Source organism: Acidovorax temperans (assembly GCF_006716905.1).
Lineage (GTDB): Bacteria > Pseudomonadota > Gammaproteobacteria > Burkholderiales > Burkholderiaceae_C > Acidovorax > Acidovorax temperans.
Genome location: NZ_VFPV01000001.1, coordinates 1,377,973 through 1,391,895 on the forward strand (window position 1 = coordinate 1,377,973; position 13,923 = coordinate 1,391,895).

General features: G+C 64.6%; 12 protein-coding genes and 1 riboswitch. Of the genes, 2 read left to right on the forward strand and 10 right to left on the reverse strand.

Annotation, left to right across the window (positions count from 1 at the left end; genetic code table 11):
- The first annotated feature begins 41 nt into the window (after positions 1 to 41).
- Entirely contained in the window at positions 42 to 1,430 is a 1,389-nt protein-coding gene (locus BDD18_RS06645) for a GspE/PulE family protein (protein WP_066692732.1), read from the forward strand.
- 80 nt (positions 1,431 to 1,510) lie between these two features.
- On the opposite strand, the gene BDD18_RS06650 is transcribed toward BDD18_RS06645, so the two are convergent.
- The 4 genes from BDD18_RS06650 to lpxC form a co-directional block, all read right to left on the reverse strand.
- Complete coding sequence (locus BDD18_RS06650; RefSeq protein ID WP_142082044.1) at positions 1,511 to 3,160, reverse strand: methyl-accepting chemotaxis protein; 1,650 nt, start codon at positions 3,158 to 3,160, stop codon at positions 1,511 to 1,513.
- A gap of 322 nt (positions 3,161 to 3,482) precedes the next feature.
- Positions 3,483 to 5,375, reverse strand: coding sequence for a phosphomethylpyrimidine synthase ThiC (thiC, locus tag BDD18_RS06655; RefSeq protein WP_142082046.1), 1,893 nt, complete (start codon positions 5,373 to 5,375; stop codon positions 3,483 to 3,485).
- Between the two features lie 114 nt (positions 5,376 to 5,489).
- A riboswitch (TPP riboswitch) is annotated at positions 5,490 to 5,613 on the reverse strand.
- Positions 5,614 to 5,647: 34 nt separating this feature from the next.
- Positions 5,648 to 5,824: a hypothetical protein gene (locus tag BDD18_RS22055; RefSeq protein ID WP_167336969.1), complete on the reverse strand. Its 177-nt coding sequence runs from the start codon at positions 5,822 to 5,824 to the stop codon at positions 5,648 to 5,650.
- A gap of 10 nt (positions 5,825 to 5,834) precedes the next feature.
- Positions 5,835 to 6,758: a UDP-3-O-acyl-N-acetylglucosamine deacetylase gene (gene lpxC / locus BDD18_RS06660; protein WP_142082048.1), complete on the reverse strand. Its 924-nt coding sequence runs from the start codon at positions 6,756 to 6,758 to the stop codon at positions 5,835 to 5,837.
- Positions 6,759 to 6,953: 195 nt separating this feature from the next.
- Here lpxC and BDD18_RS06665 point away from each other — a divergent pair, with 195 nt between their 5' ends.
- Positions 6,954 to 8,717: a methyl-accepting chemotaxis protein gene (locus BDD18_RS06665; protein WP_142082049.1), complete on the forward strand. Its 1,764-nt coding sequence runs from the start codon at positions 6,954 to 6,956 to the stop codon at positions 8,715 to 8,717.
- Positions 8,718 to 9,033: 316 nt separating this feature from the next.
- Here the strand turns inward: BDD18_RS06665 and BDD18_RS06670 are convergent, their stop codons facing one another.
- Genes BDD18_RS06670 through BDD18_RS06695 form a run of 6 tightly spaced genes read right to left on the reverse strand, consistent with a single transcriptional unit; the run spans position 9,034 to position 13,922 of the window.
- Positions 9,034 to 9,279 carry a DUF2274 domain-containing protein gene (locus BDD18_RS06670; protein WP_038212423.1) on the reverse strand — a complete coding sequence of 82 codons (246 nt, stop codon included), beginning with the start codon at positions 9,277 to 9,279 and terminating at the stop codon, positions 9,034 to 9,036.
- Positions 9,276 to 10,535 (reverse strand): TraB/TrbI/VirB10 family type IV secretion system protein, encoded by a 1,260-nt coding sequence (locus BDD18_RS06675; RefSeq protein ID WP_038212420.1) that lies wholly within the window; start codon positions 10,533 to 10,535, stop codon positions 9,276 to 9,278. The genes BDD18_RS06670 and BDD18_RS06675 overlap by 4 nt, the downstream gene beginning before the upstream one ends.
- 2 nt (positions 10,536 to 10,537) lie before the next feature.
- Entirely contained in the window at positions 10,538 to 11,518 is a 981-nt protein-coding gene (trbG, locus tag BDD18_RS06680) for a P-type conjugative transfer protein TrbG (protein ID WP_103519348.1), read from the reverse strand.
- Positions 11,515 to 12,219, reverse strand: coding sequence for a conjugal transfer protein TrbF (trbF, locus tag BDD18_RS06685; protein WP_024537618.1), 705 nt, complete (start codon positions 12,217 to 12,219; stop codon positions 11,515 to 11,517). Before trbF ends, trbG begins: the two co-directional genes overlap by 4 nt.
- Positions 12,220 to 12,237: 18 nt before the next feature.
- Positions 12,238 to 13,602, reverse strand: coding sequence for a P-type conjugative transfer protein TrbL (trbL, locus tag BDD18_RS06690; protein ID WP_024537619.1), 1,365 nt, complete (start codon positions 13,600 to 13,602; stop codon positions 12,238 to 12,240).
- Positions 13,599 to 13,922 (reverse strand): EexN family lipoprotein, encoded by a 324-nt coding sequence (locus BDD18_RS06695; protein ID WP_009523295.1) that lies wholly within the window; start codon positions 13,920 to 13,922, stop codon positions 13,599 to 13,601. The genes trbL and BDD18_RS06695 overlap by 4 nt, the downstream gene beginning before the upstream one ends.
- Position 13,923: the final 1 nt, after the last annotated feature.

Consider the following 13,923-nt stretch of genomic DNA (forward strand, 5'->3'; position numbering starts at 1 on the left):
GGCCCTTTTACCCCTCCGATAGAACCGCTGATCGACACGCCATGCGCCACCCCCTGCCCTATGCCTTTGCCCGCTCATCACAGCTTCTGCTGGAGGATGATGGGCAACAGCTTGTTCTCTGGCATGGCCCTGCGCCCGACGTGACCGCGCTGTCGGAGGTCTTGCGCAAGCACAAGGTGAGGCACCTGCTGTCGCTGGACGCTACCAGCCTGGCGCAGCGCATCAGCGCCGCCTACGCGCAGGGAGAATCGAGCGCTGCCACGGTGGTGAGCGAGGTCGAGAGCGATGCCGACCTCTCACGCATGATGCAGGACCTGCCTGCGGTGGAAGACCTGCTGGAAACCGCAGACGACGCGCCCATCATCCGCATGCTCAACGCCCTGCTGACGCAGGCCGCGCGCGATGGGGCGAGCGACATCCACATCGAGCCGTACGAGCGCCACAGCAGCGTGCGCTTTCGCGTGGACGGCACGCTGCGTGAAGTGGTGCAGCCCAACCGCGCGCTGCATGCGGCCCTGATCTCGCGCCTGAAGATCATGGCGGACCTGGATATTTCGGAAAAGCGCCTGCCGCAAGACGGCCGCATCAGCCTGCGCCTGGGCACGCGCGCCATCGACGTGCGCGTATCCACCTTGCCCAGCGCCCATGGCGAGCGCGCCGTGCTGCGCCTGTTGGACAAGAGCGAGAACAAGATCAGCCTGGAAGCCGTGGGCATGCAGGGCGAAACCCTGCGCCGCTTTGAGGGGCTGATCAGCCAGCCGCACGGCATCATTTTGGTGACAGGGCCCACAGGCTCGGGCAAAACCACCACGCTGTACGCTGGCCTGGGCCGCCTGGACGCCACGCGCAACAACATCATGACGGTGGAAGACCCGATTGAGTACGAGTTGCCCGGCGTGGGCCAGACGCAGGTGAACAGCAAGATCGACCTGACGTTTGCCAAGGCCTTGCGCGCCATCCTGCGCCAAGACCCGGACATCATCATGATCGGTGAGATTCGCGACTTCGAAACCGCGCAGATCGCCATCCAGGCCTCTCTCACCGGTCACCTGGTGCTGGCCACGCTGCACACCAACGATGCGGCCAGCGCCGTGACGCGCTTGATCGACATGGGGGTGGAGCCCTTCCTGCTGTCGTCCTCGCTGCTGGGGGTGCTGGCCCAGCGGCTGGTGCGCAAATACTGCGGCAGCTGCCACGGCAAGGGCTGCGAGGCCTGCGGCCACACAGGGTACGCAGGGCGCACCGGCGTGTTCGAGTTGCTGGTGACGGACGACGCCATCCGTGCACAGATCCACGCCCAGGCGTCAGAGGCCGAAATTCGCACCGCTGCCCTGGCTGCTGGCATGACGCTGATGCGCGAGGACGGAGAGCGGCTGATTGCTGCAGGCATCACCAGCCGCGAGGAAGTGCTGCGAGTCACCAGGGATTGAGCCCCGCAGCAGGTGAGGGCGCCCCACCGCTCAGGTGAAGCCTCCTACCTGGCAAACCGGCCCTATTCCATGGCCCCGGGTCAGGCCAGTCGGGGCACTGCTTGCCCCAGCAAGGCCGCGGGAGCATCGTGGCTGTAGCCATCGTCCTCGTGCCGACTCAGACGCATACCCTCTGCAGGCAGCTTGAACTGCGCCACCGCACGCGTGAGCTGCACAGCCTGTTCACGCAGCGATTCGGAGGCCGCGGTCGATTCCTCCACCAGCGCCGCGTTCTGCTGTGTCATGTTGTCCAGCTGGCTCACCGACTGGCTGATTTGCGCCACGTTGTCGCTTTGCTCAGAAGACGCTGCGGTGATCTCTTCGATGATGCCGGACACGCGGCGCACGCTGCTCACGATCTCTGTCATCGTCTCCCCCGCCTGGCTCACCAGGCGCGAGCCATCTTCAACGCGTTCCACAGACGATCCGATCAGGCCCTTGATTTCCTTGGCCGCTTCGGCGCTGCGCTGGGCAAGGCTACGCACCTCGCTGGCCACCACGGCAAAACCGCGCCCCTGCTCGCCCGCGCGGGCGGCTTCCACGGCCGCGTTGAGCGCCAGAATGTTGGTCTGGAAGGCAATCGAATCGATCACGCCGGTGATGTCGGCAATCTTGCGCGAGCTGGCAGTAATCTGGTCCATGGTGGTCACCACCTGCGACACCACGGCGCCGCCGCGGGCCGCCACTTGAGCGGCAGACGAGGCAAAGTCGCTGGCCTGGCGTGAAGACTGGGCGCTTTGCTGGATGGTGCCTGTCAGCACCTCCATGGACGAGGCGGCCTCTTCCAGGTTGGCGGCGGTCTGCTCAGTGCGTTGGCTCAGGTCGTGGTTGCCAGTGGCAATTTCCGAGCTGGCGGTAGAAATGTTGCTGGCAGCCTCTTGCACCTGGTGCACCAGCCCGCGCAGCGCATCCTGCATGCGGGCCATCGCGCCCACCAGTTGCCCAACCTCATCGCTGGAAGTCACGTGCACATCACGCGAGAGGTCGCCACCCGCGATGCGCTCGGCCAATTCACTCGCTTGCGAGATCGACTGGGTGATGGAACGCACGCTGAAGAACGTCAGCGGAATCAGCACGGCCAGCGCCAGCAGCAGGGCTACGCCAATCATTCCAGACATGGTGGAAGCCAGTGCGTCCACACCCTGGCGGGCTTCGTCCATCTTCTTGCGGGCATCCATGGCCAAGTCGAACAGCAGTTTATCGCTGGCCTCCATGTGCTTCTTGTACTTCTCGGCATAGGCACCGCCCACTGCCCCGTCAATCTGCGCACGCTCGATCTGCTCGAACACGGGCGAAATGCCGGCCTCGTACTCTTTCACTTCGGCCAGGGCCTTGTCGATGGCTTCTGCAAAGCTCGCATCGGCCGCCTGTACCTTACGCACATCGGCCATGCCCTTGTTCAGGTTTTGCAGCGACTTCTTCCACAAGTCCCGCCCATTCGACACTTCAATCGTGTTGTTGAAGTTGATGATGATGTCTTTTTCAGCGCGGCGCAGATCCCCCAAAGTGGTGCGCAACTCACCCATGTCGGTCAGGGTCTGCACCCTTTGGGTGAACAGCACTTCCAGCGTGTTACGGGTCCGCTCCAGCGCCAGGTATCCCATTGCACCGATCACGACCAGCAACACCAGAGAAAAGACAGTACCGAAATAAAGGCGGGTGCGAATGGAGAGTCGATTCAGAGCGTTCATGGCGCTTCCTTACACTTTTTAACAAATCGACTACAGGACAGCAACTTTGATGCCATTGAGATGTAGCGTTTGCCCTAGACGCCATAGCGCGCTGATGGAAAGTGGCTGCTGCCCCTGAAAATACAGTCCTCATGGGACAAGCCACGCCAGGCTGACACTGCAGACCACCCATGCCAATAGCTTGAGCAAACCCCCAAGGCAGGCAGCCTTGGGGCGAGTGAAAAACTGTGCACGACTGTAGAGGCCACGGCCATCGCGCTCCAGAGGGTATTCACCCGTGACCCTGCCATGAACAGGGAAACGCTCAAACCATTAGCGATGATTATTCAGCTTTCAGCGGCACATACAACTGCCCGCCATTGCGCTGGAATTCCACCGCTTTGACCTGCATGCCTTGTGCCAGCGCGTTCTGCTCATCCAGCCCCTTCTGCGCGGCAAAATCGCGCACTTCCTGCGTGATCTTCATCGAGCAGAACTTGGGGCCGCACATCGAGCAGAAATGCGCCACCTTGGCGCTGTCCTTGGGCAGCGTCTCGTCGTGGTACTCCTTGGCCGTTTCGGGGTCCAGGCCCAGGTTGAACTGGTCCTGCCAGCGGAAGTCGAAGCGCGCCTGGCTCAGTGCATCGTCGCGCGAGCGGGCGCCGGGGTGGCCCTTGGCCACGTCGGCCGCGTGGGCCGCGATCTTGTACGCGATGATGCCCTGCTTCACGTCGTCACGGTCGGGCAGGCCCAGGTGCTCCTTGGGCGTCACGTAGCACAGCATGGCCGTGCCCATCCAGCCGATCATGGCCGCGCCAATCGCGCTGGCGATGTGGTCATAGCCCGGCGCGATGTCGATGGTCAGGGGGCCCAGGGTATAGAACGGAGCCTCGTGGCAGGTCTTGAGCTGCTCGGTCATGTTGGCCTGGATCATGTGCATGGGCACGTGGCCGGGGCCTTCGATCATGGTCTGCACGTCGTGCTTCCAGGCCACCTGGGTCAGCTCGCCCAGCGTGTGCAGCTCGGCAAACTGCGCTTCGTCATTGGCATCAGAGGCGCAGCCGGGGCGCAGGCCGTCGCCCAGGCTGAACGACACGTCGTACGCCTTCATGATGTCGCAGATGTCCTCGAAGTGCTCGTACAGAAAGCTCTCGCGGTGGTGCGCCATGCACCACTTGGCCATGATGGAGCCGCCGCGCGAGACGATGCCCGTGCGGCGCTGCGCCGTGAGGTGGATGTAGGCCAGGCGCACGCCCGCGTGGATGGTGAAGTAGTCCACGCCCTGCTCGGCCTGTTCGATCAGCGTGTCGCGGAAGATTTCCCAGCTCAGGTCCTCGGCCACGCCGCCCACCTTTTCCAGCGCCTGGTAGATCGGCACGGTGCCAATCGGGACGGGCGAGTTGCGCACGATCCAGTCGCGTGTGGTGTGGATGTTTTTGCCGGTCGAGAGGTCCATCACGTTGTCGGCGCCCCAGCGGATCGCCCACACCAGCTTTTCCACTTCTTCTTCGATGCTCGACGTGACGGCCGAGTTGCCGATGTTGGCGTTGATCTTGACCAGGAAGTTGCGGCCAATCGCCATCGGCTCCACCTCGGGGTGGTTGATGTTGGCGGGGATGATGGCGCGGCCCCGGGCCACTTCGTCGCGCACGAATTCGGGGGTGATGATGCGCGGGATGCTCGCACCCAGGGGGTTGCCCATCAGGCGCTTTTCACGGCCTCCGTCGGCCATGTATTGCTCCATCCACTCGCGCTTGCCGTTTTCGCGGAGGGCCACGTATTCCATCTCGGGGGTGATGATGCCCTTCTTGGCGTAGTGCATTTGCGTCACATTGGCGCCTGCCTTGGCACGCAGGGGCTTGCGCTGCAGCGCGGCGGCCTCGGCACGCAGCTGGGCCAGGCGGGTGGCGTCCTCGCTCTTTTGCCCGTCGTCCAGCGCTACGGGCGCGCGGCCTTCGTAGTGCTCCACATCGCCACGGCCGGTGATCCAGCCGCCGCGCACGCTGGCCAAGCCCTTGCGCACGTCAATCAGGGCATCGGGGTCGGTGTAAGGGCCCGAGGTGTCATACACGCTGACCACCTCGCCATTCGTCAAGGCAATGTCGCGCACAGGCACGCGCAGGTCGGCGTGCAGCTGGCCGGGAATGTAGGCCTTGCGCGATGCGGGGAAAGGCTCACGCGTCAGCGCCAGCAGTTCGGCAAATTTCTCGCGGGTGATGGGGTCGGGGGCGTTCATGGTGCAGGTCTCCTGGTTCCGGTAGCGGTGGGTTGTGCTCCGGAATGGACCTGTGCACCCCTCGGGTGCGGCAGCACCTAAGGCAAGCGGTGCCCGCAATGGATGCAGGCACGGGACAAGAAGGTCAGCTCTTCTTCCGCCGGTATGAACCGGATCAAGTTCGTCGGGTTCGCAAGCTCGCCTGAATTTCTTCAGGTCTCTTGCATCTCAGCGCATCAGCACACCCCGGAGCAGGCGCGAGTATAGGCCAGCTCCGTTGTGGTGCTGTGTGGTCAGAGCAATCGCTCGAAGAGAACCACCACAAAGAAGACGACAGCGGCGATGGTCGTCCACTTGAGAATCACCAGTCCCAGCCGTTTGTAGAAAGCCTGCCCAGTGCCCACATAGAAGCCGAAACACACGGCAGATGCGAGCAACAGAAACAGGGCCAGCCAGCGGACGATCAGCATGACAGGTGATTTACCAGGCCCGCGCTGGCTGGGCGAAGCCAGCGGGTGCGGAACGGTCGTCCTCAAAGGTGACGACATCCCACGCATCGCGCTGGGCTAGCAGTTCACGCAGCAGCAGGTTGTTCAGGCCGTGGCCCGAGCGGAAAGCGCTGTAGGCAGCCAGCAGCGGCTTACCGATGAGGTACAGGTCACCCATGGCATCCAGGATCTTGTGCTTGACGAACTCATCGTCGTAGCGCAGACCGTCGCTGTTGAGCACCTTGTAGTCGTCCATGACGATGGCGTTGTCCAGCCCACCGCCCAAGGCCAGACCGTTGGAGCGCATCATCTCCACGTCGCGGGTAAAGCCAAAGGTGCGCGCGCGCGCGATGTCACGGCTGTAGTTTCCAAGCCCCAGGTCGAACTCCACGCGCTGACCGGTGGAATCCACGGCCGGATGGTCAAAATCAATTTCAAAGCTCAGCTTGTAGCCGTGGTACGGCGTAAGGCGCGCCCACTTGGCGTTCGCGCCTGAACCTTCCCGCACTTCGACCAGGCGATTGACGCGGATAAAGCGCTTGGGCGCGCGTTGCAACTCAATGCCTGCGCTTTGCAAAAGAAACACGAACGATGCCGAAGAACCGTCCAGAATCGGCACTTCTTCTGCGGTGATGTCCACGTAAAGGTTGTCAATGCCCAGCCCCGCACAGGCCGACATCAGGTGCTCCACGGTGTGCACCTTGGCATTGCCCACCGCGATGGTGGACGCCAGCCGCGTGTCGGTCACCGCCTCGGCGCGGATGGGAATGTCCACCGGCTGCGGCAGGTCTACCCGCCGGAACACGATGCCCGTGTCCGGCTGCGCGGGCCGCAGGGTCAACTCGACCCGCTGGCCGCTGTGCAGACCCACGCCTACGGCGCGGGTCAGGGTCTTGAGGGTGCGTTGCTGGAGCATCCGCGCATTTTAGTTTCTGCGCCGCCGCCCCGCATGCGCCGAGGTCTTGTCAGCCCTTCAGAGACGCGTACGTAGAGCTACCGCCGCGTTTTCACCTACTGTGCCGGCCCCATGCTTGGTCGCACAATTTGCACTCTGAGGGCCTTGAAAAATGCACTTTATGAACTCACTACACCCGCCCCGCAGGAGACTCCCATGAGCAAACTCAGTTTCAAGATGAAGGTCATGCTCATGATCGGCACAGCGCTTACGGCGCTGCTGATCATGGCCATCCTGTCCCTCCTCCAGGAGCGACGGCTGATCACCGAGTCCCGCAAGGACATGCTGACCACCGCCGTACAGTCCGCCCACAGCATCGTGGTCGGCTACCAGGCCAAGGCCGCCAGCGGCGCCATGTCGGTGGAAGACGCGCAGAAAGCCGCCAAGGACGCCCTGCGCATTGCCCGTTACGGCGGCCCCGAGGGCAAGACCGAATATTTCTACATCTGGACCACGGAGGGCGTGGGCGTGATGCACCCCTTCAAGACCGAATGGGACGGGCAGGACATGCTCGGCAAGGTCAAGGACGGTGAAGGCGCCGACATCCTCAAGACCATCTCCGACGCGCTCAAGGCGAGCAAAGACGGGCGGGTGTTCGTGCCCACCATGTTTGCGCGGCCCGGCCAGCAGACGCTGGTGCCCAAGCTGCAGTACGTGATTCGTGTGGACGGCTGGAACTGGATGGTGGGCTCAGGGCAATACACCGACGACATCGACGCCCTGGTGCGCAAGACCCTGCTGGCCGACCTGGTGCTGGTGCTGGTGGTAATGGCGGTGGTGGGCGGTGTGGGCTACACCGTGGCGCGCTCGGTGCTGCGGCAAATCGGGGGCGAGCCCAGCGAAGCCATCGGCATCATGTCGGAAGTGGCGCAGGGCAACCTGGACACGCAGATTCCCAACGCCTACCCAGGCTCCATGCTCGACGGGCTGGCGCACATGGTGACTTCGCTGCGCCGCCTGGTGACAGAAGTGCGCTCGGCCACCGACAACATTGCCACGGCATCCACCGAAATCGCCCAGGGCAACAACGACCTGGCGCGACGCACGGAAGACACCGCCAGCAACCTGCAGACCACGGCCAGCAGCATGGAAGAGCTGACCAGCACCGTGAAACAGACTTCCGACTCCGCCCAGACCGCCAACCAGATGGCGACCTCGGCCGCCGAAGTGGCAGCGCGCGGTGGCCAGGTAGTGTCGCAGGTGGTGTCCACCATGCAGGACATCAACACCAGCAGCAAGAAGATCAGCGACATCATCGGTGTCATCGACGGCATCGCGTTCCAGACCAATATCCTGGCGCTCAATGCCGCCGTGGAAGCCGCCCGTGCCGGCGAACAGGGCCGGGGTTTTGCCGTGGTGGCCAGCGAGGTGCGCAGCCTGGCCCAGCGCAGTGCGGATGCAGCGAAGGAAATCAAGTCGCTGATCAACGCCTCGGTCGAGAAGGTGGAATCTGGCACCGCTTTGGTGGGCAACGCCGGAGCCACCATGAACGAAATCGTGGCCAGCGTGCAGCGCGTGACCGACATCATTGGCGAGATCCGTGCCGCCACGTCGGAGCAGAGCCAGGGCATCGAGCAAGTCAACACGGCCGTGAACCAGCTTGACCAGATGACGCAACAGAACTCGGCCCTGGTGGAGGAATCTTCCGCCGCCGCCGACAGCCTGCGCGAGCAGGCCCTCAAGCTGACCGAAGTCGTCGCGCTGTTCCGCGTGAACGGCAGCTCGGCCAGCACGCCACGCCCACCCGCTCCACCAGCACCAGCCCGCGCTGCTGCGCCCCGCGCCGCCACAACGCTGCCCAAGGCCAAGACTCCTGCAGTCACGGCGCGCCCCCCCGCCCCCAAGCCCGCAGCGGCGCTGCCGCCCAAGGCCAGCCCCAAGCCCGCCTCTGAAGACTCAGGCGATTGGGAAAGCTTCTGATCACAAGGCGTTGGCCACCCACAAAAAATTGCTCATGTCAAGCCCTGGCCCGGAATTTCCAGGGTTTGAAATCATAAGCAGGGCAATAGGTTAGCTCTGTTTTGGGCCACTTGAAGTGACTGCTGCGTCGTGGGCTAGGTGCCACATAAGAGCGTCGGGAGAGAAAGCCGGATCGCACTTGGTCGTGCTGGATTGCCGGGAGGCGGCGGGCTTGTCGCACCATGATAGCCCAAGTGGCTTCGCAGCATCCAGAACGAAGAACGCGCAGCCGAAGGCTGCGCGTTCGATGAATGCCGTTGGATGGCACGCGACGCCATCAGGCCGGTTTCGTTGGCGCGCTCCGTATCGCCGAGCCCTTCCTGAATCCCCTGTCCCCCGCCATGAAGGCTTCCAGCATGTACGGAATCAGCGTCATGGCATCGACCACCTCGCCATACGCTTGAGCGTGCAGCGCGGCGTAGCAGTCGAGGTCGGCCTTGAGGCTGGCCGGGCACGAGAACGTGAGCTTCGTGCTCTCAGTCTTGGGAAGCGGCCCGAGCCGCAGCTTCTTGGTGGTGTTCATCGCATTGCTCCCCGGTTGAAGAACATTGGCTGGTACGGTCGCAGCACCAGATCGCGGTTGACGATGATCCGCACCGGCAGGCCCGGCCGCTCCGTCAAAGTCGGCTGGATGTTCATGTTGCGCCTGGTCATCTCCTGGCCCACCTGGTTGATGCTGTCTTGTGCGCTGTCGCGCCCAGCGATCACGATGCGGTTGCCGTTCTGCCGGTTCTCCGGCGCGGCCAGCTCGGCACCCACGCCCAGCAATGTGGTCAGCGCCGCACCGGCAAAGACGCGATCCCAGTGCCAATCGACACCATCCTCCAGGCCGGCATAGCCGGCCGGATCGGTGCCCGCGAGGTTGTCGAGCTTCAGCGAAGACGTGTCCGGCAGGATGATTCGGTTCCACACCACCTGCACGCGGCTTTGCCCGTAGCTCACCTGGCTGTTGTACTTGCCCAGGATGCGCGATCCCTGCGGGATCAGCAGGAACTTGCCCGTCGCCGTGTCGTAGACCGGCTCCGTCACCGTGGCGATCACGTCGCCCGGCAAATCAGACTTGATGCCCGTCACCAGCGCACCGGCGATCACCGTTCCCGCCATGACCTGATACGGCGAGGACGGCATTTGCAGACTGGTGGAATTACGGGTTTCCGTAGAGGCGCCTTTCAGGAAAGCCTCTTTCTGGTTTTGCCGGTTCTGCACGGCGGTTGGGTCGGCAGGCTGGGCCGCCGTCGAGGCCGGGCCAGCGGCCAGCGGGTCGAAGCCCGCCAAGGCCGATGCCGGGCCAGCTGCTTGCGCGGTCGCTGGCGCTGCGGTCTTGCCGGGAGTGCCTGAGCGGAAAAACACCGACGAGGCTGCGGCTGCTTCGGCCTCCTTGCGCCGCGCATCCTCCGGGTCATGACCCGGTGGCGCATAGGTCGGCGTCACCGGCTGCTGCGACTTCACGATGGCCGGGCCAAGGTCGCCGGGCAGCGGCGGCCCCAGCTCCGGCACCTTCGGCAGCTTGGAGTAGTCGGAGGGCAAGCCATCCAGCCCTTCAGACTTCGACACGCGATCGACGTTGTACAGCTCGGTCCGCTCGCCTGCGCCGCGCCGATGTGACTGCAATGACCAGATCGTGGCTCCCAGCACGGCGACCGACAGGCCGCCGGTGAGCATGGCCAAGGTGCGCCGGTTCAGGCGCGTTACCGGGCGCGGCTGGGCGCGCAGCGCCACCGCCTCGGGCGCGACCTTGCCCGCCTGCGCCGCAAGATCAGGGGAGTCGTCCTGGCTCATGGTCAGTTCCTCCGCGTTCCGTCCGTGCGCTCGATCCGAACCACATCGCCCTTGTCACCGCCCAGGCGCAACTCGGCCGCGCCGAACAGGCGATCCACGATGTAGTACGGCGAGCGGAAGCGGTAATTCACCAGTTGCCCATCGCCCTGGGCGCCGATGACGAACAGCGGCGGCAGTTCGCCTTGGGCGATGCCCGGCGGAAACTGGATATAGACCTTCTCGCCGTCATCGAAGGCGCGCAGCGGCTTCCAAGGCGGATTGCTGCCGCTGACCGCATAGCGGAACCGGATCTTCTCCAACGACAGCCCGGCATCGACCGGCGCGGCGGCGCTGGCCGCCTGCGCCTGGCGCTGCAAGGCCAGCATCTTGTCCTTCGGGTACTCCCAGGACACCGACGCCATCCACGTCTTTTCGGTAGAGGTCAGCTCCAGCAGATAGGTGCGCCGGCTGGTCGTGATGACGAGATTGGTCTTCAGGCCCGAGCGGATCGGTTTGACCATCACATTGACGCGCAGCGCGTCAGCGCTGCCGCTCGATGTGTCCCCGACGATCCAGCGCACGGTATCGCCAGCGGCCACCGTCACCAGTTCCTCGCCGGGCTGGAGCGCGATCACCGTCACGCGGCCCACGGCCGCATAGACCTGATACAGCGCGCCATCGGTGAAGGGCCAGACCTGGATCGCGTTGACGTAGCCCTCGCGCGTGGGCGCAATGCGCGCCTCGGCGTTGGCGCGGGACACACGCACGGTTTCATCGGCGGGTTCCGGCGTGGGCTTGGCATCCGGCACAGGTTTCATCTGCGCCGGCATCGGCAGCACCTGCGGCACGGCCACCACTTCCACAGGCGCAGGCGGCTCCGGCAGCGGCTGCGCCTGCGCCGGCTCATCGAGCGAAATGGACGGCGGCGGCTTGCCCTGCGTGGCGCAGCCCGCGAGGGCAAGCAACATGATCGGCAAGGCGGATTTACGGAAAAGATCATTCATGGCTTTGCTCCTTCGTTTCCTTCCAGTTCGCGGCTCCACGACAGCCCGTTGACGTAGATACCCAGAGGGTTCTTGCGCACGCGCTGCTCGGTGCGCGGCGTCTGCTGCACGATGGAAACCACGGCGTTCCAGCGTTCGGTGCGATCCAGCGCGCCATTGACAAAGCGCGTCTCCGTCCAGCGCACGTTGAAAGACGTGTCGCTGGCGCGGGTCACGCTGGTGATCTGCACCGTCACCGACTCCTTGCCGATGCGCGCGAACGGATCGTTCACGCGGGCGTACTCGTTGAGCACCACGGCGCCCTTGTCAGTGGTGTAGTCGTAGGCATCCAGCCAGTTCTGCCGCACCACGATGGGGTCGATGGACAGCGAGCGCACCAGGCCGATGAAGCGGCCCAGGTGATAGGCCACCTGGGCATCGCTGGGCCGATACGGCGTAGCGGCTTCACCGACCGCGCGCACCTGGCCCGCGTTGTCCACCTCGATAACGTAGGGCGTGACGATGGACTGCGCCGAGCGCCAGACCAGCCCGCCCGCCATCAGCACGGCCAACGTGAGGCAGCCAAAGGCCATGAAGCGCCAGTTCTTGGCCTGCACGCGGGCCGAGCCGATACGGTCGTCCCAGACCTGCGCGGCGGATTGGTAGGGGGTGGCAGGCTGCGGCGTATCGGCGTAGCGCACCTGCGGTCTTTTGAATCGCATGAGGGTTCTCCTTGAAGATCAGGAATCGGAATCACGCAGGCTTGGCCCCTGGCTGGAGCTGCCGCCGTCGCCGCCGCGCAGCGTGTGGGCGGCGGTCGTGGCGGCATGGGTGAGCTGCTGCCTGCGGTGCAGGCGCTTGGCCCAAGCGGGTTGTGCGGTGGATGGGGCTGTGACGGGAGATTCGCTCGCAGCCCGTGCGGCACTGTCCCCCGACGCCGATCCGGCGTCATCAGGCCGGAAGGCGGCGGCGACGCGCTCCTTCATCGAGCGTGCGCCTTGGGCCACCTTCTGCCCGGCTGCCTGCGCGCCAGTCTTGGCGACATTGCCCACACCGGCGGCGGCGCCCTGGAGGCCGCCACCGGCCGAAGCGGAGCCCGCCTGATAGGCCGACTTGGCGCTGCTGGCGGTCGATGCCATCGAACGGGCGCCACTGACCCCTGCTTTGGCGGCTGCGGGCGCCATACGCGCTCCGGCCGCCACGGCGCCGCCGACACCCGTAGCAGCAGCGCCGACCGCAACGGCGGTTCCGGCTGCGCCGATGGCAGCACCGGCCATCGCGCCCGCGCCAAGCTGCGGGCCGCCGGACACCAGCCCGGTCGCAATGCCCGGCCCGAAGATGCCCAGGGCCAGCATGGACAGCGAGACCAGCATGATGACCAGCGCCCGGTCGATCGAAGGCTCCGAACCTGCCGGGATGTTGAACTCGGAGAACAGCCCCGAGCCGATACCGACGATGACGGCCAGTACCAGCACCTTGATGCCCGACGACACCACGTTGCCCAAGACCTTCTCGGCCAGGAATGCCGTCTTGTTCCAGAGGGCGAACGGCACCAGCACGAAGCCCGCCAGCGTGGTCAGCTTGAACTCGATCAGCGTCACGAAAAGCTGCACCGCCAGCACGAAGAAGCTGACGATGACCACCATCCATGCGAAGAACAGCACGACGATGGGCATGATGTGAATGAACACCTCGGGGAAGCCCGCCATCTCCTTGATCTGCTCAAGAATGGGCGCCCCGGCGTCGATGCCCACTTTGGCGAGCCGTCCCGGCTGCAAGAAGTTACCCATGCTCAGGGTCGAGCCGCTGGCCGTCAGGCCCAGCCCGGCGAACGAGCGGAACACGATGCTCGCCAAGGTGTTGAAGTTGCCGATGATGTAGGCGAAGGCACCGACGTACAGCACCTTGCGGATCAGCTTGGCGATCACGTCCTCGCCCTGGCCGCTGGCATGGCTCATGGCCCAGAACAGCCCGGCGAGCGTCATGTCGATGACGATCAGCGTGGCTGTGAGGAACGCCACCTCCCCGTGCAGCAGGCCGAAGCCCGAGTCGATGTAGCGCGAGAACACATCGAGGAAGCGATCAATGATCGAAATGTCATTCATGGCGAGTCCTCCTGCCCCGGCAAGGCCGCTGCCACCGCCTCGCCGTCTTCGGTGGGTTCATCGAAGCTGGCCGGAATCGGCGGCAATTCGGCCAGCGTCCGGTACTCATCAGGCCCGGCCTTGCCGGAGAAAAAGCGGCGCAGGTCGGCCTTGACCACCTGCGCGCATAACGCGCCGTCGAGCTGACCCGCGCGGCATTGCTCCTTGAGCAAGCGCAGCCGCGCCGGATGGGCCGAGAGTGCATCGACCGAAGGCACCTCCTGCTGGCCGCAACCGGCCAGCAAGAGCACGAGACCGCAGAAAGCAGGCGCGCGGGTCATG